The sequence below is a fragment of the Paraburkholderia fynbosensis genome, from assembly GCF_902859935.1.
GTDB classification, from domain to species: domain Bacteria; phylum Pseudomonadota; class Gammaproteobacteria; order Burkholderiales; family Burkholderiaceae; genus Paraburkholderia; species Paraburkholderia fynbosensis.
Map to the genome: position 1 here is coordinate 173,674 of NZ_CADIKI010000014.1, position 25,230 is coordinate 198,903.

Here is a 25,230-nt window from a genome sequence, read left to right on the forward strand (position 1 = left end):
GGAGGCTCCAGCAAAGTGACGTCGGGCGTGCGTTCACAGTGCGACCCCTTCGTCGCCGATCAGCTTTTCGAGCAGCCAGATCAGCGCGAAGTCGATCGCGACGATGACGACGGCGAAACAGAACACGGTCGGATCGAGCGATGACACCGTGCGGCTGTAGAGCCACACCGGCAGCGTCATCGTATCGATGCCATACAGGAAGAAGGTCACGGTGAACTCGTTGAACGAGACGATGAACGCGAACAGCATGCCGGCGAGAATGCCGGGGCGCATCAGCGGCAGGATCACGTCGACGAGCGCGCGGCCGGGGCTTGCGCCCATCACGCAGGCGGCCTCCTCGAACTCCGGGCCGATCGACGCGACCGACGCCGCGCAATTTTTCACGGTGAACGGCAGCGCCAGAATTACATGCGCGATGATCAGCCGGAACACGCCGAGTTCGACCGGCAGCACGTTGAACACCAGCAGCAGCGACAGCCCGAGCATCACCAGCGGATAGACGAGCGGCAGCGCGACCAGCTGTTCGACCGCGGGTTTGCCGCGAAAGCGGTAGCGGCTCAGTGCGTAGGCGGCCGGCACCGAGACGAGCGTGGCGATCAGCATCGTCGAGAGCGCGACGACGAGACTCGTGGTCAGCGCCGCGCCCATCGACAGTGAGTCGCTCGCATCTGGCGACACGAAGCTGTGCCACGCGGCGCGATACCAGTGCAGGCCGAACGCGGGCGGCGGAAATTCGAGCGTGTCGGCCGCGCTAAACGACATCGTGATCATCGTGAGGATCGGCAGCGCGGCGAGGAACAGCACGAGCGCGGCGAGCAGGGCGGTGGCGCGGCCGAGCTGGCCGGGCATCGTGTCCGGCAGACGCGGTAGGAACGCGAAACGCGCAGTGGGCAGCGGCGTGCTCATGCGTGGGACTCCCCTGAGAAACGCTGGGTGCGCCGCACGAGGCGCTGCGACAGCGCCATCACCGCGAGCGTGGCGATCATCAGCACGACGCCCGAGGCGGACGCCGCCGGCCAGTTGAGCAACGGCGCGACCTGGTCGTGGACCAGCACGGCGAGCATCGGCACGCGCCGTCCGCCGAGCAGCAGCGGCACGGCGAACGCGCTCGCGTTGTAGGCGAACACCAGCAGCGCGCCCGACACGAGGCCGGGCATCGCCAGCGGCAAGAGCACATGACGCAGCGTTTGCCAGCGCGTCGCGCCGAGCGTCGCGGCGGCTTCCTCATAGGAGATCGAGACCGCGCGCATCGCGCTAGAGAGCGGCAGCACGGCAAGCGGAAACGCGGTCTGGATCAGGCCGAGCAACACGCCATGTTCGCGATACAGCCACATCACCGGACGCTCGACGAGGCCGCTCGCGAGCAGCGCGTGATTGAGCAGACCCGCCGGCCCGAGAATGATCAGCCAGCCATAGCCTTGCAGCAGCAGATTGACGAGCAGCGGCAGCAGCACGCCAGCGAGCAGCAACCGGCGCGCGAGCCGCGACTTCGTGCGCGCCATGGCCAGCGCGACGGGAATTGCCAGTGCGACCGCGCAGAGCATGCTTTGGAACGCGAGCCGCAAGGTGAGCCACAGCGATTTCATGAAATAGCCGTCGAGCAGGTCCGCGTAGTTTTGCAGCGTGAAGCCGCGCCATTCATGGCCCGGCGTGCCGAAGCTCATGCGCAACACAACCAGCGCGGCCGCGCCGAGCAACGCGAGAAACAGCAGGATCGGCGTGAGCAGCAGCCACGGCCGCGCCTTCGCCATGGCGGTGGCGGCGGGTTGCTCGGGACCGCTGAAGCCGGCACCGGGCGTCGCCTCCAAAGCCGGCCCCGATGCCGCCGAAGCACGCCGCGAAAAGCGCGCGAGCATCGCAGTCATGCCGAAAAGATTTCGGTGTAACGCTTGATCCACGCCGGCTGCACCATGGCGAGCGCCTTGTCGTCGTGGAGCACGGCTTTCTCGGCGATCTGCTGCGGGCTCGGCACGAACGCGCGGCTCGCGGCGGGAATCACCGCCTTCGAATTGACCGGGCCGTTCAGCACGTCGGCGGCCATGCGGCCTTGCACGCCCGCGTCGAGAGAATGATTGATGAACGCGTGGATCAGGTCGCTGTCGCCCGGATGCGATTTCGGAATCACCGTGAACATCAGTTGCGTGGCGAAGCCTTCCTTCATCCCGTAGGTCACGCCCATCTTGTACTCGGGCTTGCGGATCTGGTCGGGGAAAAAGGCCGGCGAATAGATGCCGCCAAGCTCGAGCGAGCCGGTGCGGAACAGATCGGCCACCTGGTTCGGGTTCTCGCCGAGCGTCATCACGCGGTCTTTCAGTAGCATGAGCTTTTTGAAGCCCGGCTCGATGTTCTGCTGCGAGCCGCCGTTCATCTTCGCGGCGATGATCGCGAGGTCCACCGCTTCGGCCCATTCGGGCGGCGGCAGGAAAATGCGGCCGGCGTACTTCGGGTCCCACAGCGCTTCATACGAGGTGGGCGCGGTCTTGACCGTCGCCGTGTTGTAGATCAGCCCGTCCGACCACAGCAGATAGCCGACGCCGAAGCCGTTCGCGCCGGTGCGATATTGCGGCGCGACTTCCTTGAGGTTCGGCAGCTTGTCGAGATCGGGCTTCATCAGCAGACCGGCGTCGCCGAGCCCCGCCGCGCCGACGCCGGCCAGCGTGATGACGTCGTAAGTGGGGCGCTCGCCCGCGGCCTTGACTTTGGCGACCATGCCGGAGGTGCCGTCGGCGCGATCGGCGATCACTTTGGCGCCGGTTTTGGCCGTGAAGCTGGCGGCGATGTTGCGCAGCGCGGCTGCGCCGGTGTCGTCCGACCAGGTCAGCAGGCGCAGCGTCTTGCCGCTGAAGTTCTGCTCCTGGGCGCGCAGGTTGACGAACGGCATCGGCAATGTGGACGCCGCCAGCGCCGCGCCGATCGTTTTGATGACCTGCCTTCTGGCCCGTTTGATCTCTTGCATGGCGGTCTCCTGTGATGAACGCCTGTTGCTGGTGATAGTCGCTGTGACCGCTGCCATTTAGAGCGCCGCTCGTTGGCGTTGCCAGTTTGCGCACTCGGCGGCACACGTTGCCTGCCTATGCGCCGTGTGTCGTGTGTGGATGCACTCTAGGTTTGCCAAAATCCCTCGCCAAACGAAATATGCGCATGGGCGGTATGACGTAAGCTCATGCGCGGGCGCTGGCGTGATCGTGGTGCGGATCTCGGCCCAACCGCCGGCGGCGCCGCGACAGCGGCGCATGCGGGTTAACGTCCATGTTTTGCGCGCTGCCTCGGGTTCGCGCGGAGGTATGAGGAAAGCTCGGTTCTGGTGCGGGTGACCCCGCGCATTGCCCCGTCGCGGTGCAGACAGCGCCGACGACCTCGCGCAGCCGCCCGCGCCATGCATCGAACGCATGCCGGTTTGCCCGCCGGCGTCTCGTGTAGCGCGTGCCGATCGCGTATCCTGTGGGCTGGACGGGCAGACCCACACGCCGCGGCGCGACGCCCGTGCAATGACTTTTTCTGATTCCGGATACCACGATGCGACGTCTTCCGCCGCTCAACGCGCTGCAGATTTTCGAAACTGTCGCGCGCCATCGCAGCTTCACCCGCGCCGCCGACCACCTGTGCCTCACGCAAGGCGCGGTCAGCCGGCAGATCATCGCGCTCGAGGACTACTACAAGTTTCCGCTCTTCAGACGCCACGCGAAAGGCCTGACGCTGACCGCCGAAGGCGAAATGCTGCTGCCGGCCGTGAAGGAGAGCTTTGCCCGCATCGAGGAGATTTCGCTGCGCCTCACGCGGCAGCGCACCGATCTCGCGCTGAAAGTGCCGACGTGCGTGATGCGCTGGATGCTGCCGAAGATCATGCGCTTCCAGACCGAGTACCCCGATCTGCACGTGCAGATCACCACGACCTGGCAGCACGCGGTCGACTTCCAGAGCGAGCCGTTCGATGCTGCGATCATCTACGCGTCGTCGCCCGGTGCGGACGTGCAGGCGGTGCCGTTGTTCGAGGAGCGTCTGACGCCGGTCTGCGCGCCCGACCTGCTCAAGGACAAGCCGCTCGCGCAGGTGGCCGACCTCGCGCGGCACACGCTGCTGCATCCGACCCGCGATCACCGCGACTGGAAGATGTGGCTCGCGAAGATGGCCGAAGCGGATGACGCGAATGCCCAGGTGGTCGACGCTGAACACGGCCCGAGTTTCGATACGCTCGACATGGCGACCAACGCCGCCTTGCAAGGCTTCGGGATTGCGATCAGCGATCTCGCGCTGATCGACGAGGATGTCGCCGCGCGGCGCCTCGTGCGTCCCTTCGAGATGGTGCTCAAGACCGGCTGGCGTTATTACTTCGTTTATCCGGATTCAGTAGCGCATCAGCAGAAGCTGAATCTGTTCCGCGACTGGATCGCCGCGCATTGGGAAGAGTAGGCCGCGGCACAGCGGCCGCCGCCCGCCTGTCGCCGCATCAGGGTGCGAACGACAGGAACAGATACGCCGCGAACAGCGACAGGTGCACGGCGCCTTGCAGAATCGTCGTGCGGCCGGTGCTCAGCGTAAGGGTGCCGACCACCAGGGTCAGCGCGAGCAGCACGGTTTCCTTGCCGTTGATGCCGAGCACGAGCGGCTGACCGGTGTACAGAAACACGCCGGCGACAGTCGGAATGGTCAGTCCGATACTCGCCAGCGCCGAGCCGAGCGCGAGATTCAGGCTGTTCTGCAAGCGGTCGGCGCGCGCTGCGCGCACGGCGGCGAGTCCTTCGGGCAGCAGCACCAGCGCGGCGATGATGATACCCACCACGGCCGGCGGCGCCCCCGCGTTCTGCACCGCGGTCTCGACGACCGGGGACAGCACCTTCGCCAGCAGCACCACGCCGACGAGGCAAACCAGCAGCAGTGCGCCGCTCACCAGCGCGAGGCTGACGCTCGGCGGCGCGGCATGGACGTCTTCGTCGGGCACGCCGGCGAGGAAGTAATCGCGGTGACGCACGGTTTGCACGAACACGAACACGCAATACAGCACCAGCGACGAGATCCCGGCGAACGCCAGTTGTGACGACGACAGGATCGGGCCGACGCTGGTCGTCGTGAAGTTCGGCATGACCAGCGTCAGTACGGACAGCGACGCGAGCACCGCCAGCGCGGCCGCCGCGCCACGGCTCTGGAAATCCTGCTCCAGATGGCGGATACCGCCCACCAGCAGACAGAGGCCGACGATGCCGTTGCACACGATCATCACCGCGGCGAACACCGTGTCGCGTGCCAGACCGGCTTTCTCGGGGCCGGACGTCAGCATCACCGAAACGATCAGCGCCACCTCGATCACAGTGACGGCCACCGCCAGCACCAGCGTGCCGAACGGCTCGCCGACGCGATGCGCGACCACTTCCGCATGATGGACCGCGGTGAAAACCGCCACGCACAGCGCGACGCCCACGAGCGCGAGCAGCAACCCGTTGCCCGGCATCGCATACGCGGCGCCGAGCACGATCCACGCGGCGAACGGCGCGGCAATGGTCCAGCGAGGCAAAACGGTCGAGGGCTTGGTCATTCGGGCGTCCTGTCATGCGTGTTCGTGGCCGGGCGATCCGTGTCGCCCGGAATTGAAGCTGGCAAAGCTGAGGAAGGCTAAACCAATGGATCAACAACGCGCGCTAACATACTAAATTATAAAGGATAAATCGAAGAGACCGTTTGAACTTGCATCAAACGAGTGTCAACCCATGAGGGATGCTCGCCGCGTTGCCCAAGGGCCGGGCTGTCAGCGCGCGAACGGCGACTTCTCTCTTGTAGCAGGATTTCGTTACGCGGGACCGCGTGATGGGATGTCGCGTGCGCAGCGGCTGGGCCGCAAGACACGGGGCGCTGGGCGGACCGCACCGGCGCGGTACGGACGAACAGGGGTTCAAGCCGGGCGCGGGGCCAATATCATGCGAAGTGACACCGGCGCCCGCTTGTTGCTTTACAACAGATCGATCTGCTTATTGTCCTTCAGCGCGGATCGTCAGCGCGTTCTTCACCGACGTCACGCCGGCCACCGACTTCGCCGCATTCGTGGCGATGTCGAGTTGCGCTGATTCCGGCACGGAACCGGCCAGCGTCACGTCGCCGCCGCGCGCGCGCACGGTGATGTTCGAGACGCTCAGGCCTTTCGTCTTGGCCAGCGTGCTGCGGACTTTGCGTTGCAGAGCGCGATTAGCCTGTTTCGTCTGCTTGGCGGTCGGCGCTGCAGACGCGGGGGACGCGGCATCGGCCGTTTGGGCGTAGGCATTGATGGACGCCAGAACGATCAGCGCGCCGCCGATCACCTTGATTGCCGGAAATGCTTTCATTCGACTTTCTCCTATTGTCATAAGTACGCAGTCCCCGGACGGGGACCATTTGCTACACCAACGAGTGAATCGGAATCAAATCTGAATGGAACCGAACTGCAGGTCCTGCGGAAGCTTTCAATCTGTATGCCGATTTGGGCGGACCGAGACAAGCGCGTCCACGCCCTCAAAGGGCTGTGTAACAGGCCGCAGAGAACGATACAGCAATTAGTGCCATGTTGAACGCGGGCTATCCCGAAATGAGGCTTTGCTACAACGATTCGGTTGATGGAAACAGTTCGATGGCGTTGTAACGCTGATTAGCCAAGCTGTTGTGCTCGTGATGTCGTTATTCTTTTCTATGCGACGTGGTTTTATCCCAATGGTTGGGAATGACGCAGTATTCGCGCTTTGTGAACTCTTGAATGCTGTTATGCCGCCTGCTTTAAAATCAGGAATCGAATGCATGCGAAATGAGCTGCTGCCTATCCGGCCATTACAGCGTGCCGATCTTCCGGTCGATACGATCGAACTGGCGCGCTTCATGATCGGCAAATATCTCGTGCGTGATCTGCCCGAAGGGCGTCTTAGCGGGCGGATCGTCGAAACGGAGGCCTATCCGGTCGGCGATTCGACCAGTCACGCGTTTATCGGCCGGCGTCCGCATAACGGCGCGATGTTTCTCGCACCCGGCCATGCCTATGTGCGGCTGACCTACGGTCTGTCGTACATGCTCAACATGTCGGCGGAAGAGGCCGAGATCGGCGCCGGCATCCTGTTTCGTGCGATCGAGCCGCTCGAAGGCCTGCCGCTGATGGAAGCGCGGCGTCCCGGCGTGCCACTGCGCGATCTCGCGCGGGGTCCGGGCCGGCTCACGATGGCGCTCGGCATCGGCCAGTCGTTCGATGGCCGCGATCTGTGTACTGGAAGCGGTCTGTGGATCGGCGTGATCGAGACAGGCGAAACGCCCGTCGGCGTGACGACGCGCATTGGCTTGTCGCGCGAGATGCATAGGCCGCTGCGATTTTTCGAACCGGGCAGTGCGTTCGTGAGTGGTCCGCGAAAGCTGCTTCTGATGCCACACTCCGGCGCATAAAAACGCGCGTCAATTCGACTGATGCCGCGACGCACTGTGGCAAAAACTGCTCAGATCAGACGTTATTCTGAAACGGCGGACGCGTCGATTACGGCCTCGACAATTGTTACCGTAATGCGGAAATGTAAATCGCATCGTGCCGTAATTTCGGCGCTTTTTTCGAATCCAGCAATTATGTATCTCTAAATTAAGGGTTTTCCCTCGACCATCTGGTGACTAGACTGAGATCACTCGCTTCTCACATGGTGTGGTCAGCGATGCATATAAAACAAGTCTGGAGGTAGTCATCATGAAATCACTCATCAAGGCAGTCGCCATTGCAGCCGTTCTTGCCGCCCCGGTCGTTTCGTTCGCTCAGTCAAGTCAGCAACCGGTGACCCGCGCGGATGTTCGCAACGAATTGATCCAGTTGGAGCGCGCAGGCTACAACCCCGCTACGAGCAACGACACAAACTATCCCGCCGACATTCAGGCTGCCGAACGCCGTGTACAGGCTGAGAACCCGGCCGTCGCGCAGACGCAGCCGGTCGCCGACACGAGTGGTTACGGTGCGCCGATGAGCGGCTCGTCGCAAGCGGGCGGCATGCTCCAGCCGACGAGCGGTCCGAAGTCGGTGTATTTCGGCAACTAAGGCGAGGCAGCCGCGTTCAAGAGCTGGCCGGCAGGCCCGGCCGGCTGCCGGACGAAGCGGGGCAGGCGCGCTCGCAGCCGCCTCGCTGCCGCGGCCAAGCCATTTGACGTCCCAGCGGCGTGTGCGCTTTTGAGATTGACGGTCCGCATGCGATCGCCAAGTGATTCAGTTGCCTCGCGATCCACGCATGCAACGCCGCGCGCACCCATTGGCACCGAAGCGCGCGTGGCACGTTTCCCAGTTCAAAGAACCTCCGCTGCCGCAAGGTAGCTTCGCCCAACCGTTTCAACGATTGGGCTTTTTTTGCGTCGTTTTACGCAACGGGTAGTCGGCGTCGTGTGGCCGGTCGCGGCATTGAGCATGCCGCGCGCATCAGGGCCGCTCGCCGTGAATATAGAACTCGAGCTGCTGAATGGTGAACTGCTGCTCGGCGATGATGTTCTTCACCAGGTCGCCGATCGACACCATACCGACCAGCCGGTCATTCTCGATCACCGGCAGGTGGCGCATGCGGCGCTCGGTCATCAGGGCCATGCAGTCTTCGGTGGTCTGGTCGGGGCGCACGAAACGCACCGCCTTGCTCATGATGTCGCGCACCGGCGTGGCCTTCGACGAGCGATCCATCAGCACCACCTTGCGCGCGTAGTCCCGCTCCGTGATGATCCCGGCGATGCTGTCGCCGTCCGTCACGACCAGTGCGCCGATGCTTTTTTCGGCCATCAACCGGATCGCCTCGTAGACGGAATCGTCGACGCCGATCGTGATGACACCGGTGTTGTTCGGTTTCGTTTTAAGAAGCTGGGCAACGCTTGTCATGGAGCGGCTCCGTTTCGCAGTGCAGCACGCCGGTGCGGCGCGCTGTCGTGAGGGACAGGCCATTGCAGTATAGGCGCGACGCGGCGGCGCGGTACTCCGGGAATACCTGGGGCGCGTCGCGCGTCCGATTCGGGTAGCGGCCGGCCCGACAATCTTTGGCCGCGCGCCTTGCACCGTGCAGGGACATCCGGGTGCGCCGTGCGGATTAGCGGTAAACTCCCAGTCCAACCCTTATCCCCGATTTGATCGGGTTCATGTCAGCAATACTGTCCAACGCCATGCTCACGTCTCACGAACCATCGCCCGCAGCAGACGGCGCCATCAACGGCGAATGCGTCGTTCTCGACGCCACTGCCACGCTTCCCACGCGCTACGGCACGTTCACCTCGTACGTGTTTCGCGTGTGCGAAAGCGGCGCCGAACATCTCGCGCTCGTGATGGGCGAGGTCGCCAATCAGTCGTCCGTGTTGACGCGCCTGCATTCCGAGTGCCTCACGGGCGACGTGCTCGGCTCGTATCGTTGTGATTGCGGCGAGCAGCTCGACCTCGCGCTGCGCTACATCGCGGCCGAAGGCTGCGGCGTGCTGCTGTATCTGCGCGGCCATGAAGGGCGCGGTATCGGCCTGTCGAACAAGATTCGCGCGTATGCGCTGCAGGAGCAGGGGCGCGACACCGTCGAGGCCAATCTCGACCTCGGCTTGCCGGACGATTCGCGGGAATACGATTCAGCCGCGGGCATTCTGCGCACGTTGAAAGTCACGTCGGTGCGCTTGATGAGCAACAATCCGGAGAAGTTCGACACGCTCTCGAAGCACGGCATTCCGGTGTCCGAGCGGGTCGCGTTGGCGATTCCGATGCGCGAGGAAAATGAGCGTTATATCCGCACGAAGCAACTCAAGTTCGGGCATTACTTCGACGAAAACGAATAGTTCGGTTGGCATTCGGGTGAACGCCGGTGTATTTGCTTGGATGTTTGAAAAATAAGGATTTTTTAAAATTCTGTAGTGCGATGACCGGCTGCTTCGTCGCATATCCGAAAAAATAATGAACGAACTCGAGGCAGGTAATATCCGGCTCCGTGAGGAGCGGCATGGTGTTCTGGTATTCAATATAAGTATGTGATTTCAATTGTATTTTGTCGGGTGCTGAGCGCTGGGTCGATTAGTCTCCGCCAACCTTCCTCTGTTTGAGCCGGCTGCGCTGGTGTAGGTTTTTTTCCTGTTGGGAGAGAACCTGCGCCATGTGTTTTATCCGCAAGAACCTATGCCGGGAATCAAGCGCCCTTTCTCATCGTCGCGATGCCACCGACCCGGGAGAGTGATCTGCTCGCCACGCTTCCCGGCGTGGAGGCACTTACTCGCACGATTGCATGAATCAATTGCTCAGCGACATACGCTGAGTAAAGTAGCGATAAAGGGTTTTGTAAAGATAGGAATGCTTATCTAAATGGTCGGGACTCGGACGCGTTTTTCCCCTCCCGCCCCGGCTTGTCGCGATCCTCGAGCGGCTACACGAGCACTTCACGTATCTCCAGCAGCAGATCGTTGAGATCGATCGCGAGCCGGCACCGCAACTCGCCGATGATGCGGCACGCCGGGCTCAGCCGGGCGCCGCCCCCGTCAACTGCGAGTACACGTCGTGCGAAAGTTGCAGCAACTGCTTGCGATCGATCCCGCCCGACACCGCGTAGCCAAAATCGCCGTCGACCCAGTAAAACACGTTCACCGGCCCGGACTGATACAACTGGAATGCCGTGGTGTTCGAGTTCACCTTGCGATGCGAGATGCACAGCGTGACGCGCTCGCCATTCGGTCCGCGATACATGAATTGCGCGGTGGGCCCATCGGCGCCGGGCAACAGGCGGCCGCCCGACAGGTTGAAGCCGCTCTTCGACAGCACCGGCGGATGCACGTTGGTGCCGAGCCGGTCGGCGAGCCACTGCACGAAGTCCTGTTCGTGATCGGCGCTCATCTCGCTCGGCCGGTCGATTGCCGGCATGTAGACCACGTGCGCGAGCGCCGCTTGCCGCGCGAACATTTCGCTGCTGTCCGCGCTCACCGGACGCGTGTCGGGGCGGCCCATCGTCACCGGCCCGACGGCGTCCTGGCCCATGTGCGTGCCAAAGCCGATGCCGATGCCCAGCACCAGCGCCGCCGCCATGCCGGCGAACTGCGGCCAGTTGGCGGCAATGCGCGAGCGGCGCGGCGCGCTTGCTTGCAGGCGCTTCGGCACGGGCTCGCTGAGCACGCGGTCATAGCGCTCATGGAACATGCTGTTGAGCGAAAAATAATCGCTGACGCGTGCGGCCAGCTCGGGGTTCTGTTCGAGCGCGCGTTCCACCTCGGCACGGCGTTCGTCGGACAGCGTGCCGTCCACGTACGCATGCAGATCTTCTTCGCCGATCGGCGTCTGTTGGTCGCTCATCGCACCACCTGTAATTTCGCACCGGGCTGCGCGCCCGCCATCAATGCCCGAAGCCGCTCGCGTCCGCGCGACAGCCGCGACATCACCGTGCCGATCGGGATGTTCAGCGCGAGCGCCACGTCCGCATAGCTCATTTCCTCGAGACCGACCAGCAGCACGACTTCGCGCTGCTCCATCGGCAGACGCTGCAACGCGTAGTCGAGGTCGCGCATTTCCAGCGAACGGGCCTGCTCGGACGCCACCGCGAATTCGCTCTCGGCGACGCTGTCGTCATCGACGGCCACGTGAACGGCGCGCGCCGACGCCTTGCGCGCCTGATTGGCGAACACGTTGTGCATGATCGTGAAGAGCCAGGCGCGCAGGTCGGTGCCGGCTTGGAACATGCCGGTGCGGCCGAGCGCGCGTTCGAGCGTGTCCTGCACGAGGTCGTCGGCGAGATCGCGGTTGTTGATCAGCGCTCGCGCATAGCGCCGCAAGCGCGGCACATGCTCCATCAACTCGTCACGCACATCCATTTTTGATCCCGATGGTGAGTCCGATCGCGGGTCCGATGAAAGGGCATCGATCGGGCGTAGGGCCGGCGGCTGTCGCGCGGACTGCCAGGCGCATTCCAATGGCAAACACGGGGGAGTGCATTTTATTCCCTTTCAGTGCGCGAGATAGTGGCGCGCAGCCGGGATCATCGCGCGGTCATCAAGTCGGCGGCGCGCATCAGGCCGTGGGTGCGGGCGTCGCCGGCCACCACGAAGCGCTGGCGCTGCGCCGTCCAGCTCAACAGCCGGATCTCGCCGATGCGGCGCGCGGACCACTGCGGCTGCGCCGGCGCGAGCAGCGCGAGCGTCGATATCACCACCACCGGCTGGTTGTCGGCGTTCAGATAGATGAACTCGCTCGCGCGCTGCAACGGGCCAAGCGACAGCACGCGTTGGCCGACCAGCCGCAGGCCGATTGGGCCTAGCTCGGGCGCGGCCGGGTCCGCGGAGGTCGGCGACGCCGCGGAAAACGGCGTCGCCGCCGTTTCGGCCAGGGCCATCACGGCGGCGTTGTCGAGCGCCTGGGCGGATACCTGGGTCGCAGCCAGCCAGCCGCTCGCGGCCGCCAGCGTCAGCGCGAGCGCCACCAATGCGTCGACCAGTTTGCGCCGGCGTCCCGCAGGCTTGATGCGCCCCAACGCGCGGCGCGATCGGTCGGCGGGGCGCGTCACGGGCTCGTCGGCGGTGGGGAAGGTCTGCTGGATCTGCGCGTTCAGCCGGCCGTAAAACGCCACCCGCCGCGCTTCCGCCGGGTCCTTGCCGAGATAGTCGCGCAGGGAGCCCGCGCGCTCAGGCGTCAGGGTGCCGTCGGCGTAGGCCTGGATGTCGGCCTCGGAAAGCGGCGAGTCGGGAGGGACGTCGGTGGAGGTCATGGTGTCGGTGGTGGTCGGAGTGCTGCTATCGAGGGCGAACACGGGCAGGCGAGGGTTTATTCCGCGCCACCAGGCCGTGGGTCATTTTTCGATGCCATGAAGCGCGCGATGACGAACGGTGCGGCATCCTTTGCGCTTTCCTGCGGCCGCCGAATCGCGAATAAGCGTGCGTGCAAATCCCGGTGAGCAGGCTTTTATTCCGCTTTCCAGATATGTTTTTCTCGTGCCGTCGACACAGGAATAAAAGCCGCCACGCCGTAGTTCTCCCTGATGCGAACCCGCACAACACTCATTGGAGTCCATCATGAAGAAGCTCGCATTTGCCGCCTTGTCCGTCGTCGTTCTCGCTGCTTCGTCGAGCGCTTTTGCGCAAGGCAAGACACGGGCCGAGGTGTATCAGGAATTGATCGAGGCGCAGCAGAACGGCCTCGACTACATCACCGATGCGTCGTACCCGGACGTCAACCCGATCTTTGCGCAACAGGTTCAGCAGCGCAAGCAAGCGCTCGCCGCGAAAGCGGCGGCGGCGAGCAGCGTGGCGAACGGTGGTGGCGCGTCGGCAGGCAGCGTCAATTGACGTATCGGCAGCGCCGGCGCGCGGCTGGAACGGGCGCGCCGGTGTCGAGCGGAATAGATCGCCGCTGCGCGTGTTAGCCGGTAGGTGCATCTATCCGATAAGGAGTCCTCGTGACCCAACCTCCCGTTCCTCAATCCGGGCGTGGCTGCGTGCCATGCCGGCTCGCCGCGATCGGCGCGGTCGTCCTGGCGCTGGCCGGTGGCTTTGCCTACACGGCCGGCTGGCTCACACCGGCACGTTTGAGCGCATCGCGCTTCATCGATACGTTCGAAACAGTGGCCGGCCGGCCGCATCCGGGCTACCGGCGCAATCATGCGAAGGGCCTGTGCGTCGAAGGGTATTTCGACAGCAACGGCAACGGCGCCGCGCTGTCGCGCGCAGCCGTGTTTACACCGGGGCGCACGCCGGTCACGGGACGCTTCGCGGTGCCGGGCGGCAACCCGTTCGCGCCGGACATCAGTTCGCCCGTGCGCAGCCTCGCGTTGGAGTTCCAGTTGGCGAATGGCGAGCAATGGCGCACCGGCATGAATTCGACGCCCGTTTTTGCGGTCCACACGCCCGCGCAGTTCTATCAGCAGCTGCTCGCCGCGCGGCCCGACCCGGCGACCGGCAAGGCGGACCCGGCGAAACTCAAGGCGTTCTATGCGGCCAATCCCGAGACTGTGCCGTTCCAGAACTGGGTGAAGGCGCATCCGCCTTCGTCGAGTCTCGCGAATGCCGCCTACTATGGCATCAACGCATTCCGTTTCACCGACGGTTCCAACACGACGCGCGCCGTGCGCTGGGCGATGGTGCCCGAGACGCGGTACGCGCCGATCACCGATGCGCAAAAGGCCGCGAAGAATTTCCTCCAGGCCGATCTCGATGAACGTCTTGGGAAGGGACCGTTGCGCTGGCATCTGATCCTGACGGTCGCGCAACCGGGCGACCCCACCGACGACGCCACGCTGCAATGGCCCGACGATCGGCAGCAGGTCGATGCGGGCACACTGGTGCTCGAGCGCGCCAGCTCGCAGGAAGACGGCGCGTGCCGCGACATCAACTTCGATCCGACGATCCTGCCGGCGGGCATCGCGTCATCGGACGATCCGTTGCTCGCCGCGCGTTCGGCGGCGTATGCGCTGTCGTATCAGCGACGCACGCGCGAAGAGACGCTGCATCCCGCCGTTCATCAAACACAGACCCACGGAGATCGCTCATGAGCCCGACGCCTACCCATTTCAGTCCGCTCGCACGGCTGCTGCATTGGACGATGGCGCCGTTGATCGTCGCAATGCTGTTCATCGGCGTGGGGATGGTGGCGAGCGTTTCGCGCGCCCACAACACGCTGATCGCCATCCACAAGCCGCTCGGCATTGCGTTGCTGCTACTGGTGGTGCTGCGCGTGGGCGTGCGTCTCACTCGTGGCAGCCCCCCGCTGCCCGCCGACATGGCGACGCCGCAGCGCATCGCGGCTAAGGCCTCGCATCTCGTGCTGTATGGGCTGATGGCGGCGATGCCGTTGATCGGCTGGGCGATGCTGTCCGCGGCGGGGTATCCCGTCACGCTATACGGACCGCTGCATTTGCCGCCGATCACGCCGCATAACGTCGAGTTGTTCGCGGTGCTGCGTGCGTTGCACACGTGGCTGGCGTTCGCGCTGTTTGCGGCCGTGTTGCTGCATCTGGCCGCTGCGCTGTTTCATGGGTTGATCCGGCGGGATGGAGTGTTTTCGAGTATGGCGCGTGGAGGGCGGTAGTGGTTTGTGACTGGGGCCTGCTGATGTGAGGGGGCCGCCGGAAGATGGCTGGTGATACGGGGCGCGCCGCGCATGGTGCTTTGATATGCGGCCTTCGCTACGCGTAGCGGGGTTACGGCGTGACACTCCGAACCTCGGCGGCTCCGAGCCGGAAGCCGGAGTCTGAACGCCCACTGGTCCGAAGCTGTGAGCCGCGAGCCGTGAGCCCGAAGCCCAAAGCCCGAAGCCCAAAGCCCGAAGCCCGAAGCCCGAAGCCCGAAGCCCGAAGCCCGAAGCCCGAGGCCCGAAGCCCCACGCCCCAAGCCGCAAGCCGCAAGCCGCAAGCCCCAAGCCCCAAGCCCCAAGCCCCAAGCCCCAAGCCCCAAGCCCCAAGCCCCAACTCCGCCCCCCACAGCCAATCCCCTCCAACGCGTAAAATGGCCGGCTATCACATGCAATCGCAGCCGCGCGGACCATCGCCGACACCCGCATCGACGCACGCTCCGGCGAGCCTCACGATCCACGCGCGATTGCCTCGGCCGGCTTGAATAGGAATGGACGCTGATGTCGTCAGTTTTCTTTGATCGGGAACGGATTGCGGAATGGCTCGGTGATCGGACCATGGCCAAAGCGCGCTCGGTGGGCGCGGTCACTCATGTGCAGTGGCAGGGCGCCACGCTCAGCGGCGACGTCCAGGGCACGCAGCCGCGGCCGTACAGAACGCGAGTGCGATTTCGCACCGATGGCGCTTCGCCGTGGGCGCAAAGCGACTGCACCTGCCCGGTCGGCCGCGACTGCAAGCACGTCGCCGCGCTGCTGCTCGCCGAACTCGAGTATCACGACGAGATGGACCACATCATCGACATCGAGCCGAACGAAGAGACGGACGACGGCGAGCCGCCACGCAGCCAGCCGCCGCAACCCCTCGCGAACCTGGCCCGGCCGGCCGGCGTGCGCCCTGAACTGGTGAGCTGGCTGGAGCGTTTTCGTGCCCGCGCCGAGGCCGCCGACGCGATCACGCAAAAAACGGGCGCCGGGAGCACTCAGACGCTTGCGTACCGGCTGAACTGGTCGAACTTTCATATGCGCCACGAGGTCGTGCTGTACCGCGCGCGCTGCAATCCGGACGGCATGGTCGTCGAAGTCGACGAACCCTGGGACAACGTGGAAGCCGCGCTCCTCAAGCAACCGAAATTCGTCTCCGACGAAGACCTGTCGATCCTGCGCGGCCTCTGGCTTGGCCGCTCGCGCGAGGACTTCGGCCAATTCATCCTGCGCGGCACCAACGGCGCGGAGATGCTGCAGAAGCTGATCGCGACGGGACGCCTGTTCTTCGACTTCAAAGCCGCGCCGGGCGGCGCCGGGCCGGTGCCGCTGTCGCGCGCCGCCGACCGCCCCGGCCGGATCGAATGGGAGCCGCTCGCCGACCAGCGTCTGCGGCCCGTGCTGTGCACCGAACCGCGTGCGTCGATGGTCCTGCCGACCGAGCCGGTCTGGTACGTGGACGGCGTCGCGAACGAAGCGGGCATCGTGCAGTCGTCGCTGCCGTTCCAGCAGTTGCCCGATTACCTCGCGATGCCGCCGATCTCGCTGGCCGAAGCGCCGCTCGTCGCATCGGTGCTGCGCGAGATCGCGCCCGACTTGCCGCTGCCGCCCACCCATGACGCGTCCGCGATCCGCGTGATCGACGTCGAGCCGGTGCCGGTGCTCACGCTCAACAGCCACGCGCTGCCGTCCGCGAGGAAGGGCGAGCAGCGCAACCTCCAGGCGGTCGAACTGGCAGGCGTGAGCTTCGACTACGACGGCGTGAGCATCAACGTCGACAGCAGCGTCACGCTGGTGCCGATGCCGGGCGGCGACGTGATCCATATCCGCCGGCGCTACGAGGCCGAGAAGAAGCGTCTGCTCGAACTGCGCAAGACCGGCCTGCAGAAAGTCCCTACCAGCCGGGTCTCCGCGTCGCGGCTGTTGCCCGACACGATGCTCGGCCTGCCCGACGCCGACGCGTGGTCCGCCTTCGTCAACGATGCCGTGCCGGAACTCGTGCGGCAAGGCTGGCGCGTGACGATGGCGCCGGCGTTCCGCTACAACGTGATCGAGATCGATGCGATCGACGGCACCGCCCATCAGGCCGGCGACGGCTGGTTCGATCTGGAGATGGGCATCCGGGTCGGCGAGCGCAATGTGCGGCTCGAACCGCTGCTCGCCGATCTGTTCCGGCGCGACCGGCGCTGGTTGAACGGCGGGCTCGACAGCATCGCCGACCATGAGCCGATCGAACTGAAGACGGAGGAAAACAAGCGGCTGCGCCTGCGCGCCGATCGTCTGAAGCCGGTGGTGCGGGTGCTCGTCGATCTGTTCGACTCGCTCGGCGGCACGCTCGCCGAAGGCGCGCCGCTGCGCGTGCCGTCGGTCGACGCCGGCCGGCTGGAGGCGTTGAACGACACCGGCCGCTGGCAATTCCGCGGCGACGATTCGATCCGTCAGCTCGCGCGGCGTCTGCAAGCCGGTCCGGGCCTGCGCGAAGTGCCGGTACCGCGCGGTCTGAAGGCGGAGCTGCGCGCGTATCAGCAGCAAGGCCTCAACTGGATGCAGTTTCTGCGCGAACAGGATCTCGCCGGCGTGCTTGCCGACGACATGGGGCTCGGCAAGACTGTGCAGACGCTCGCGCACCTCCTCGTCGAGAAGGAAGCGGGACGTCTGAGCCGCCCCGCGCTGATCGTCGTGCCGACCACGCTCGTGCACAACTGGCGCGAGGAGGCGCGGCGCTTCGCTCCGGAGTTGAAGGTGCTGGTGCTCAATGGCCCGCAGCGCAAGGAGCGCTTCGAGCAGATCGGCGAACACGAATTGATCCTGACCACCTACGCACTGCTATGGCGCGATCAGAAGGTGCTCGCCGAGCATGAGTATCACCTGCTGATTCTCGACGAGGCGCAATACGTGAAGAACGCGACCACCAAGGCCGCGCAGGCGATCCGTGGTTTGCGCGCACGACATCGGCTGTGCCTGACGGGCACGCCGCTGGAGAATCATCTCGGCGAGTTGTGGTCGCAGTTCGATTTTTTGCTGCCGGGTTTCCTCGGCACTCAGAAAGACTTCACGCGGCGCTGGCGCAATCCGATCGAGAAGAACGGCGACAATGTGCGCCGCGCGCTGCTGGCGCGCCGCATCCGGCCGTTCATGCTGCGCCGTCGCAAGGACGAGGTCGCGAAGGAGTTGCCGGCCAAGACCACCATCGTGTGTTCGGTCGATCTGGAGGGCGCGCAGCGCGATCTCTATGAAACGGTGCGCACGGCGATGCAGGAGAAGGTGCGCGCCGCGGTCAGCGCTCAGGGGCTCGCGCGCAGTCACATCATCGTGCTGGATGCGTTGCTGAAGCTGCGCCAGGTCTGTTGCGATCCGCGGCTTGTCAGGATGTTGAAGGCAAACGGTGCGGCGGCGCAGGCAGACGATGAGGCGGCTGGAAATTCCGCCAGGCCGGACAGGGAAAAAATCGAGAAAGGTGAAAAGGGCGCACGCGCGATGCGTTCGGCCAAGCTCGATCTGCTGCTGTCGATGCTGCCCGAGTTGATCGAGGAAGGCCGTCGCGTGCTGCTGTTTTCGCAGTTCACCGGCATGTTGTCGCTGATCGCCGAAGCGCTCGACGAAGCCGCGATTCCCTATGTGATCCTGACCGGCGACACGGCCGATCGCATCACACCCGTCGAACGGTTCCAGCAGGGTGAGGTGCCGCTGTTCCTGATCAGCCTCAAGGCGGGCGGCGTCGGCCTGAACCTCACTGCCGCCGACACGGTGATCCACTACGACCCCTGGTGGAATCCGGCCGCCGAAAACCAGGCGACCGACCGCGCACATCGGTTGGGGCAGGAGAAGCCGGTGTTCGTCTACAAGCTGATTGCCGCGGGCAGTATCGAGGAAAAGATCGTCGAGTTGCAGGAGCAGAAGGCGGGACTTGCCGACAGCATCCTCTCTGAAGACGCGGCGGGCGCCGCCAAGTTTTCGGATGACGATCTCGACGCGCTGTTCGCGCCGATGCCGGAAATTGAAGGCGAGAGGTGACCCTCGTTGGGCGCGTGGGCGCGCTGTGGCCGCACTGTCGCGGGATACATCTCAAAGCCGGCAAGTGAGGGCTGTAGTCCGGCGAGCGTAGTCTGTTCTGAGTGGCGTCGGCCTCTGTCAGGTGACGCCGCTTTTTTTTGCGCAGCCAGCCCACTTCAACCTCAACGCCGGGTTTTATTGGGCCGCATTGCTATCTCAATAAAAGTGGGGCGTAGTCGCCATAGTCGCCAAATGCGATCTTTTTTGAGATAAAGCTCGCTCGCTGACAACAACGGCCGGATACCCCCAATCAATCCGTTCCCGCTTGCCTTTTGTCGCGATTTGACAATGTTTAAACGATTTATTTTGAGATCATTCTTATACTCACTCGAAAATTGTTAAATCGGTGAGCGGCGAGTACGGATCAATCTGCAATCACAGGCAGACCCGCTCCAATCGGCGCGCGAGCGAGACCAGCCGATGTGAGCGCCGATTGGCCGCGGACGCGATCCACAGTCGGCGGGGCCGGAGAGACTTCAAGAAAACAGGTGAAAGCGGCACTCAATCGGAAGTCGCCACGGATAGCGGCTGAACTGCGTCCGAAAAACGCATGGCGGTTTCGATTATGATGACCTGTTCTGAATAATCTGTAGGATAAAGTCGGTCGCTATAAGCGTTGTTTCGGAACCGGCCGAGGCAATGCTGAAAACGGGGGCGAGGAAGAACCACTAGTCGAAAAGCTGCGGCCAGATCGAATGGGAAGCCGGATCGCCGGTGCGAGCACCGCCATCCCGGTCGTCTGCCGGCTAGCCGGCCACCGGTTACGAAGAACGATTTCGCGTTGCGGGGTTTTATGAGAATTGCAGTTCTGGATGACGATTCGGCTCAGGCCGATCTGGTTTGCCAAACGCTGTCGGCGGCGGGCCATATCTGTCACGCATACGGCGCGGGGCGGGAACTGGTGCGGCAGTTGCGGCGCCAGACTTTCGATCTGCTCGTGCTCGACTGGAATGTCCCTGACATGTCGGGAGAAGAGGTGCTGCACTGGGTGCGCGAGAGCCTCTCCGAGCGCTTGCCGATTCTGTTCATGACCAGCCGTGGCCGCGAAACCGATATCACGTCGATCCTCAACACGGGCGCCGACGACTATCTCGTCAAGCCGGTATCGGCCGCTGTATTGCTGGCGCGGGTCGGCTCGCTGCTGCGGCGTGCCTACTACCTGAAGCCGCCGGCGGCGAAAGAAGTATTCGGCGAATTCGAATTCGATCTGGGTGCCAAGCACGTGACGGTGCGGGGCACGCCGGTCGCCGTCACGCAGAAGGAATTTGAACTGGCGCTGCTGCTGTTCCAGCACTTGAGCCGGCCGCTGTCGCGCGCTCACATTCTCGACGTGATCTGGAAGCAGGCCACCGACATCCCTTCGCGCACGATGGACACCCACGTGTCGATGCTGCGCAGCAAGCTCGGGCTGCGGCCGGAGAGCGGTTATCGTCTCACGCCGATCTACGGTTATGGCTACCGGCTCGAACGGATCGAGACCAACGAGCCGCCGGCCGCCGCGGACGAAACGCCGGAAGCGGGGCAGGCGTGATGTTTTCCCCGACTATGACGGTACGCTGCAGCGTACCCGTGCCGGGCCGTCGTGCCGCCGGCTGGCTGTTGATGGCCGGCCTGATTGCAATGAGCTGGTGCGGGTCTGCATCGGCCGGGCCGGCGGGACCCCGCACGCTCAATCCGCGCGCCAAGGCCACGGCGCCGGCTTACGTGCGGTACACGACGCGCGAAGGCGACTCGCTGTACGGCATCGCCAACCGTTATCTGGACGGCACCGCCGACTGGGCGACCCTGAGCCGTCTGAACCACGTGCCCGCGCCACGCCGCATGCCGGCCGGCATCGTATTGCGCCTGCCCGCCGACCGCCTGAAGCAGGATTGGGAGACGGCTCACGTGGTGGCGACCAGCGGTCCGGCCGAGCGCGCCTTCGGCAAGAACCCCTATGCGCCGCTCAGACCGGACGCGACGCTGGTCGAAGGCGACCGCATCCGTACCGGGCCGAACGGCTTCGTCACGCTGGAGTTGCCGGACGGGTCGTTCGTCACCGTCTCGCAGGATGGCGAGCTCGACATCGGCAAGCTGCGGCGCACCACGCTCACCGGCGCGGGCGACCGCGTCTTCGATCTGCGTCACGGCGAGGTCGAGAGCCAGGTCACGCATGCGAAGAAACCGGACGACCGCTTCCAGATCCGTTCGCCATCGGTGGTGGCGGGCGTGCGCGGGACACGTTTCAAGGTGACCTACAGCGGCGACGCGCAGACCACCATGGTGACGGTGTTCGACGGCGCAGTCGGCGTCGATCCGGCCGCGCAGAACGGCCGGGACGCCGCACCGCCGCCCGGCGCGGCACTGCAGGCGTCCGAGCAGCTCGTGAAGGCGCGCTTCGGTAACGTCACGCGTTCGGGCAGCGCAGTCGGTGGTCCGGTCGAACTGCTGCCGGCGCCGGCGCTAGTCCAGCCGGCACGGGTGCAGGACGGCCAGACGGTCGCGTTCGATCTCGTTCCGGCCGACCACGCCGTCGGCTACCGCGTGCAGATCGCGCGCGACGCCGATCAGCTCGACCTGATCCGCGATCTGCGCGTGAGCGCGCCGCATGCGGACTTCGGCGATCTGCCGGACGGCACGTATTTCGTACGGATCGCCGCGACCGCCGCCAACGGGCTCGACGGTCTGCCGCAGGTGTACGCATTCGAGCGGCGTCAGGTGGGGCTCGAGGCGTCGGCCGGGCCGCGTGCCAACAGTCACGACTACGAGTTCCGCTGGTTCGTCAGCCGGGCGCGCGTCGACACGCGTTTTCGCTTCGTGCTGGGCAAGACGCCCGATCTGCGTCAGCCGGTGGTCGACCGTACCGATCTGTCGGGCGGCCAATTCGTCGTCAGCGATTTGCCGGCCGGCGTCTATTACTGGACGATCATCGCCGAGCAGTTCCAGAACGGCCGCCTTTACGAAACGGGCAGCGCGGTGCGCTCGTTTACGATCGCGCGCTGACGCTGATAGATTGGCGAGGCCGGCCCGCGTGCCGGCCCATTCTCTGGCCCCTCACCCCGCACCCATTTGCCGACCACTCCTACGCGCTTGAGCCTCGTCGACCCGCGTGCCCGTCTTGGCAGGCGCGCCGGCCTGCGCTTCCTGATCGAATGGGTGAGCGTCGGTTGCCTCGGCATTCTGGTGATTCTGCTTGCTTCGCTCGGCCGGCTGAGCGCGAGCGTCGATCTGCTGGTCTACGACTATTTTCTCAGTGCGCGCGCGCAGCCTTCGCTGCCCGACATCGTCGTGGTCGAAATCGACAACGCGAGCATCGCGCAACTCGGCCGCTGGCCGTGGCCGCGCAGCGTCCATGCGGCGCTGCTCGAACAGATCGCCAGGGCGAAACCCGCCGCCGTGGTTTACGACGTGCTGTTCACCGAGGCCAATCCTGAAGACGCCCAGTTGGCCCACGCGCTCGCGCTGAGCCCGACCTACCTGCCGGTGCTGCTCACCGCGCCCGACGCCTCGGGGCGCCGTGTGGCGGTCGAGCCCGTCGCGCCGCTCGCGCAGGCGGCGGCCGGCCTTGGCCACATCAATTTCGAAGTGGACCGCGACGGCATCGTGCGCAGCGTCGCGCAGTTCGAGGGGGACGCCGGCTCGCGCTGGCCGCAACTGATGGTGACGCTCGCCGATGCGGTCAGGCGAGACACCGTGCACCTGAGTGGGCGGCCGCCACGGCAAGCGCCGGTCAGTGCGGCCGCGAACCTGGCTGCCCGCGATGACGGCGGCGAAGACCGCTTCCTGATCCCGTTCGGCCCGAACGCGCAGAGCTACACGAGGCTGAGCTTCGCGAGTGTGCTCGCCGGCAAGGTACCGGCCGACCAGTTGCGCGGACGCGTTGTGGTGATCGGCGTGACCGCGTCCGGTCTGTACGACCGTTTTGCTACGCCGGTGTCCGGTGAGCTCGGACCGTTGCCCGGTGTGTACATCCACGCGAACGTGCTCGACACATTGCTCACCGGCCGCGAGATCCAGCCGGCCGGGCGCTGGATAGTGTTCGCGGTGTCGCTGCTGCCGCTCGCGATGCTGCTGGCCGGCTTTCTGGTGCTGTCGCCGCGTCGTTCATTGCTGTTGACGGTCGGCCTCGTGCTGCTCTCGGCGGCCGCCAGCGCGGGGTGGCTGTACGGCGCGCGGTTCTGGATGTCGCCGGCGCCGGCCATGATCGGCCTGGTGGTCGTGTATCCGATCTGGAACTGGCGGCGACTCGAAATGACGATGGCTTATCTGCGCGAAGAACTGCAGCGCCTCGCCGACGAGCCTCATCTCTTGCCGCAAACGCCGCAACGCGGCCGCGAGTTCAGCGGCGATGTGCTGGAGCAGCACATGGCGCTGATGGCGCAGGCCGCGCAGCGGGTGCAGGACATGAAGCGCTTCGTCTGGGACAGCCTCAACAGCATGCCCGAGCCGATCCTGGTCAGCGACGTGCACGGCGTCGTGCTGATCGCGAACCATGCTGCCAAGGCGCATTTCGCGCGGCTCGGCGCGCCGCTGCCCGAAGGGCGGCACATGCAGGCGGTGCTGGACGGCCTGACGCTCGTCAAGACGATCGACGGCGACGCAAGCTCGGACGCCGAGCACAATCAGTACGCGCATGCGCACTGGCCGGCGCTGCTCGATCCCGCGCGCGCCGAATTCGCCGCGCTGATGGAGCACGGCGTCGAGGTGCGCGACGCCAACGGGCGCGACCATCTGCTACGCTACGCGACCTGCACCAACGCGCAAGGCGAGCCGACCGGCTGGATCGCGGGTCTCGTCGACGTGTCGGCGCTGCATGCAGCCGAGCGTCAGCGCGAAGACGCGTTGCGGCTGCTGTCGCACGACATGCGCTCGCCGCAGGCGTCGATTCTGGCGCTGGTCGAGATCGAGCGCGCCCGCACGGAGCCCACGCTTGCGCGCGAATTGCTGGGGCGCATCGAGCGCTATGCGCAACGCGCGCTCACGCTCGCCGACGACTTCGTGCAACTCGCGCGCGCCGAATCGCAAGCCTATGTGCTCGAACCGGTGAGCCTGACCGAGCTGATCATCGACGCGAGCGACGAAGTCTGGCCGCAGGCGCACGCGAAGCGCATCACGCTGCAGACGGACACCGGCGGCGGCCACGAGGACGACGGCCACTGGATCTGCGTCGACCGGTCGCTGATGACGCGCGCGCTCGTCAACATCCTGAACAACGCGGTCAAGTACAGTCCGCCGGATACGCGCATCGTGTGCAGCGTCGGAAGCGAAACGCCGGCGATCGTGCCGGGCGCGGCGCGGCGCGTGTCGTGCACGATCCGCGATCAGGGCTACGGCATTCCGAAGGAGCAGCAGGCGGGGCTGTTCGAGCGCTTTCGCCGCTTTCACGCGAGCGAGCGGCCCGAGGTGGGCGGCGCGGGGCTCGGCATGGCCTTCGTGAAGACCGTCGTGACGCGCCATGGCGGCGACGTCGACGTGATCAGCGCGCCGGGCGAGGGTACGGCTTTTACGATCTGGCTGCCGGCGCTCGACGACGCGCAGCTCGACGCATCCGTCACGTCACGTTCATGACGGACCAACACGCAATGTTCGGAAGAGAAGATGGACACAACCACTCTGATGTGTGCCGCGCTGGCCGCGGTGAGCCTCTGCGGATGCGCGGGGCTGAATGCAGACGTGCACAGCGCGAATCCGGCGGCGGGGCTGCCGGGCGAGCCGACTTATACGATCACGCGCATGCCGTCGCAGGATGCCAGCGCCGATCATCCGCAATTCGAGGCGCTGCTGCGCGACGAACTGGCCAAACGCGGCTTCGCCGCCGCGACGGGCAACGCCGCGCATTATCTGCTGTCGATTGCGTACGACACGCGGCCGGCCACGGTCGGCGTCGGCGGCAAGGATTGCGCGCCGAGCGACTGCGCCAAAGCCGACGCGCCGTTCGCACTGTTCGGCGGCACCGCTTACCGGCATTCGCTGACGCTGCGCTTTTTCGAGCGCACGAGCGGCGAAGAGCGCTACAAGGTTCGCGCGGTGATCGCCGATCGCGATGCGAACGCGCTGCACGCCATGCCGGTGCTCGTGAAAAGCGCGCTGGCGAAGTTTCCATTCGATGCGTCCGACTGGCGTGTCAAGCTCCGGCAGGACAAGGCGCGCGGCGTGCCGGTCGTGATTTCGGTGAAGCCGCTGGCGCAGTAACGGGC

At 65.1% G+C, this 25,230-nt stretch carries 22 protein-coding genes and 1 pseudogene; 13 read left to right on the forward strand and 10 right to left on the reverse strand.

Annotation, left to right across the window (positions count from 1 at the left end):
- Window positions 1-33: 33 nt before the first annotated feature.
- From HV770_RS23155 to HV770_RS23165, 3 genes are read right to left on the reverse strand one after another with little or no spacing between them, the layout of a single operon-like run.
- On the reverse strand, window positions 34-906 hold the full coding sequence (locus tag HV770_RS23155; RefSeq protein ID WP_175163329.1) for an ABC transporter permease: 873 nt from the start codon (window positions 904-906) through the stop codon (window positions 34-36).
- Window positions 903-1,856 carry an ABC transporter permease gene (locus HV770_RS23160; RefSeq protein WP_425497469.1) on the reverse strand — a complete coding sequence of 318 codons (954 nt, stop codon included), beginning with the start codon at window positions 1,854-1,856 and terminating at the stop codon, window positions 903-905. Before HV770_RS23160 ends, HV770_RS23155 begins: the two co-directional genes overlap by 4 nt.
- Window positions 1,857-1,861: 5 nt before the next feature.
- Window positions 1,862-2,956 (reverse strand): ABC transporter substrate-binding protein, encoded by a 1,095-nt coding sequence (locus tag HV770_RS23165; protein WP_175163333.1) that lies wholly within the window; start codon window positions 2,954-2,956, stop codon window positions 1,862-1,864.
- Between the two features lie 560 nt (window positions 2,957-3,516).
- On the opposite strand from HV770_RS23165, the gene HV770_RS23170 reads away from it, so the two are divergent.
- A complete protein-coding gene (locus HV770_RS23170) occupies window positions 3,517-4,410 on the forward strand; it encodes a LysR substrate-binding domain-containing protein (RefSeq protein WP_175163334.1) in 894 nt (297 codons plus the stop codon).
- A gap of 37 nt (window positions 4,411-4,447) precedes the next feature.
- Here HV770_RS23170 and HV770_RS23175 read toward each other — a convergent pair whose 3' ends face one another.
- Window positions 4,448-5,530: a calcium:cation antiporter gene (locus tag HV770_RS23175; RefSeq protein WP_175163336.1), complete on the reverse strand. Its 1,083-nt coding sequence runs from the start codon at window positions 5,528-5,530 to the stop codon at window positions 4,448-4,450.
- Window positions 5,531-5,960: 430 nt separating this feature from the next.
- Window positions 5,961-6,311 (reverse strand): BON domain-containing protein, encoded by a 351-nt coding sequence (locus HV770_RS23180; protein WP_175163338.1) that lies wholly within the window; start codon window positions 6,309-6,311, stop codon window positions 5,961-5,963.
- Window positions 6,312-6,756: 445 nt separating this feature from the next.
- Here HV770_RS23180 and HV770_RS23185 point away from each other — a divergent pair, with 445 nt between their 5' ends.
- Both HV770_RS23185 and HV770_RS23190 read left to right on the forward strand, forming a co-directional pair.
- Window positions 6,757-7,386, forward strand: coding sequence for a DNA-3-methyladenine glycosylase (locus HV770_RS23185; RefSeq protein WP_175163340.1), 630 nt, complete (start codon window positions 6,757-6,759; stop codon window positions 7,384-7,386).
- A gap of 289 nt (window positions 7,387-7,675) precedes the next feature.
- Complete coding sequence (locus HV770_RS23190) at window positions 7,676-8,017, forward strand: DUF4148 domain-containing protein (protein ID WP_175163342.1); 342 nt, start codon at window positions 7,676-7,678, stop codon at window positions 8,015-8,017.
- Window positions 8,018-8,389: 372 nt separating this feature from the next.
- Here HV770_RS23190 and HV770_RS23195 read toward each other — a convergent pair whose 3' ends face one another.
- The gene (locus HV770_RS23195; protein WP_175163344.1) at window positions 8,390-8,833 is read right to left on the reverse strand and encodes a CBS domain-containing protein; all 444 of its coding nucleotides are present in this window, start codon (window positions 8,831-8,833) and stop codon (window positions 8,390-8,392) included.
- Window positions 8,834-9,111: 278 nt separating this feature from the next.
- On the opposite strand from HV770_RS23195, the gene ribA reads away from it, so the two are divergent.
- On the forward strand, window positions 9,112-9,762 hold the full coding sequence (gene ribA / locus HV770_RS23200; protein WP_175163417.1) for a GTP cyclohydrolase II: 651 nt from the start codon (window positions 9,112-9,114) through the stop codon (window positions 9,760-9,762).
- Between the two features lie 545 nt (window positions 9,763-10,307).
- Window positions 10,308-10,418: pseudogene (locus tag HV770_RS23205) on the forward strand (IS110 family transposase); the annotation flags it as partial.
- A 14-nt stretch (window positions 10,419-10,432) separates the two neighbouring features.
- Here HV770_RS23205 and HV770_RS23210 read toward each other — a convergent pair.
- The 4 genes from HV770_RS23210 to HV770_RS23225 all read right to left on the reverse strand — a co-directional run bounded on the left by HV770_RS23210 (window position 10,433) and on the right by HV770_RS23225 (window position 12,968).
- Window positions 10,433-11,257: an anti-sigma factor family protein gene (locus HV770_RS23210; RefSeq protein WP_175163347.1), complete on the reverse strand. Its 825-nt coding sequence runs from the start codon at window positions 11,255-11,257 to the stop codon at window positions 10,433-10,435.
- Complete coding sequence (locus tag HV770_RS23215; RefSeq protein WP_175163349.1) at window positions 11,254-11,772, reverse strand: RNA polymerase sigma factor; 519 nt, start codon at window positions 11,770-11,772, stop codon at window positions 11,254-11,256. Before HV770_RS23215 ends, HV770_RS23210 begins: the two co-directional genes overlap by 4 nt.
- A 164-nt stretch (window positions 11,773-11,936) precedes the next feature.
- A complete protein-coding gene (locus tag HV770_RS23220) occupies window positions 11,937-12,662 on the reverse strand; it encodes an anti-sigma factor family protein (protein ID WP_175163351.1) in 726 nt (241 codons plus the stop codon).
- 81 nt (window positions 12,663-12,743) lie between these two features.
- Window positions 12,744-12,968 carry a hypothetical protein gene (locus HV770_RS23225; protein WP_175163353.1) on the reverse strand — a complete coding sequence of 75 codons (225 nt, stop codon included), beginning with the start codon at window positions 12,966-12,968 and terminating at the stop codon, window positions 12,744-12,746.
- Here HV770_RS23225 and HV770_RS23230 point away from each other — a divergent pair.
- From HV770_RS23230 to HV770_RS23265, 8 genes are all read left to right on the forward strand, one after another.
- A complete protein-coding gene (locus HV770_RS23230; RefSeq protein WP_175163355.1) occupies window positions 12,967-13,239 on the forward strand; it encodes a DUF4148 domain-containing protein in 273 nt (90 codons plus the stop codon). The genes HV770_RS23225 and HV770_RS23230 overlap by 2 nt on opposite strands.
- Before the next feature lie 110 nt (window positions 13,240-13,349).
- A complete protein-coding gene (locus tag HV770_RS23235; RefSeq protein ID WP_175163357.1) occupies window positions 13,350-14,441 on the forward strand; it encodes a catalase family peroxidase in 1,092 nt (363 codons plus the stop codon).
- Window positions 14,438-14,977: a cytochrome b gene (locus tag HV770_RS23240; RefSeq protein WP_175163359.1), complete on the forward strand. Its 540-nt coding sequence runs from the start codon at window positions 14,438-14,440 to the stop codon at window positions 14,975-14,977. Before HV770_RS23235 ends, HV770_RS23240 begins: the two co-directional genes overlap by 4 nt.
- A gap of 543 nt (window positions 14,978-15,520) precedes the next feature.
- Complete coding sequence (locus HV770_RS23245; protein ID WP_175163361.1) at window positions 15,521-19,015, forward strand: DEAD/DEAH box helicase; 3,495 nt, start codon at window positions 15,521-15,523, stop codon at window positions 19,013-19,015.
- 832 nt (window positions 19,016-19,847) lie between these two features.
- Window positions 19,848-20,585 (forward strand): response regulator transcription factor, encoded by a 738-nt coding sequence (locus HV770_RS23250; protein WP_175163363.1) that lies wholly within the window; start codon window positions 19,848-19,850, stop codon window positions 20,583-20,585.
- Between the two features lie 14 nt (window positions 20,586-20,599).
- Entirely contained in the window at window positions 20,600-22,036 is a 1,437-nt protein-coding gene (locus tag HV770_RS23255) for a FecR family protein (protein ID WP_175163419.1), read from the forward strand.
- A gap of 66 nt (window positions 22,037-22,102) precedes the next feature.
- Window positions 22,103-24,601 (forward strand): CHASE2 domain-containing protein, encoded by a 2,499-nt coding sequence (locus HV770_RS23260; protein WP_175163365.1) that lies wholly within the window; start codon window positions 22,103-22,105, stop codon window positions 24,599-24,601.
- Between the two features lie 30 nt (window positions 24,602-24,631).
- Window positions 24,632-25,225, forward strand: coding sequence for a DUF4136 domain-containing protein (locus HV770_RS23265; protein ID WP_175163367.1), 594 nt, complete (start codon window positions 24,632-24,634; stop codon window positions 25,223-25,225).
- Window positions 25,226-25,230 lie beyond the last annotated feature (5 nt).

Bases quoted from the DNA above. Each gene is read 5' to 3' on its own strand.
- HV770_RS23230 (WP_175163355.1), top strand. From the start codon at position 12,967: ATGAAGAAGCTCGCATTTGCCGCCTTGTCCGTCGTCGTTCTCGCTGCT.
- HV770_RS23220 (WP_175163351.1), bottom strand. From the start codon at position 12,662: ATGACCTCCACCGACGTCCCTCCCGACTCGCCGCTTTCCGAGGCCGAC.
- HV770_RS23170 (WP_175163334.1), top strand. From the start codon at position 3,517: ATGCGACGTCTTCCGCCGCTCAACGCGCTGCAGATTTTCGAAACTGTC.
- ribA (WP_175163417.1), top strand. From the start codon at position 9,112: ATGCTCACGTCTCACGAACCATCGCCCGCAGCAGACGGCGCCATCAAC.
- HV770_RS23240 (WP_175163359.1), top strand. From the start codon at position 14,438: ATGAGCCCGACGCCTACCCATTTCAGTCCGCTCGCACGGCTGCTGCAT.
- HV770_RS23185 (WP_175163340.1), top strand. From the start codon at position 6,757: ATGCGAAATGAGCTGCTGCCTATCCGGCCATTACAGCGTGCCGATCTT.
- HV770_RS23210 (WP_175163347.1), bottom strand. From the start codon at position 11,257: ATGAGCGACCAACAGACGCCGATCGGCGAAGAAGATCTGCATGCGTAC.
- HV770_RS23165 (WP_175163333.1), bottom strand. From the start codon at position 2,956: ATGCAAGAGATCAAACGGGCCAGAAGGCAGGTCATCAAAACGATCGGC.
- HV770_RS23175 (WP_175163336.1), bottom strand. From the start codon at position 5,530: ATGACCAAGCCCTCGACCGTTTTGCCTCGCTGGACCATTGCCGCGCCG.
- HV770_RS23255 (WP_175163419.1), top strand. From the start codon at position 20,600: ATGACGGTACGCTGCAGCGTACCCGTGCCGGGCCGTCGTGCCGCCGGC.
- HV770_RS23245 (WP_175163361.1), top strand. From the start codon at position 15,521: ATGTCGTCAGTTTTCTTTGATCGGGAACGGATTGCGGAATGGCTCGGT.
- HV770_RS23180 (WP_175163338.1), bottom strand. From the start codon at position 6,311: ATGAAAGCATTTCCGGCAATCAAGGTGATCGGCGGCGCGCTGATCGTT.
- HV770_RS23160 (WP_425497469.1), bottom strand. From the start codon at position 1,856: ATGCTCGCGCGCTTTTCGCGGCGTGCTTCGGCGGCATCGGGGCCGGCT.
- HV770_RS23195 (WP_175163344.1), bottom strand. From the start codon at position 8,833: ATGACAAGCGTTGCCCAGCTTCTTAAAACGAAACCGAACAACACCGGT.
- HV770_RS23250 (WP_175163363.1), top strand. From the start codon at position 19,848: ATGAGAATTGCAGTTCTGGATGACGATTCGGCTCAGGCCGATCTGGTT.
- HV770_RS23190 (WP_175163342.1), top strand. From the start codon at position 7,676: ATGAAATCACTCATCAAGGCAGTCGCCATTGCAGCCGTTCTTGCCGCC.
- HV770_RS23265 (WP_175163367.1), top strand. From the start codon at position 24,632: ATGGACACAACCACTCTGATGTGTGCCGCGCTGGCCGCGGTGAGCCTC.
- HV770_RS23225 (WP_175163353.1), bottom strand. From the start codon at position 12,968: ATGATGGACTCCAATGAGTGTTGTGCGGGTTCGCATCAGGGAGAACTA.
- HV770_RS23155 (WP_175163329.1), bottom strand. From the start codon at position 906: ATGAGCACGCCGCTGCCCACTGCGCGTTTCGCGTTCCTACCGCGTCTG.
- HV770_RS23215 (WP_175163349.1), bottom strand. From the start codon at position 11,772: ATGGATGTGCGTGACGAGTTGATGGAGCATGTGCCGCGCTTGCGGCGC.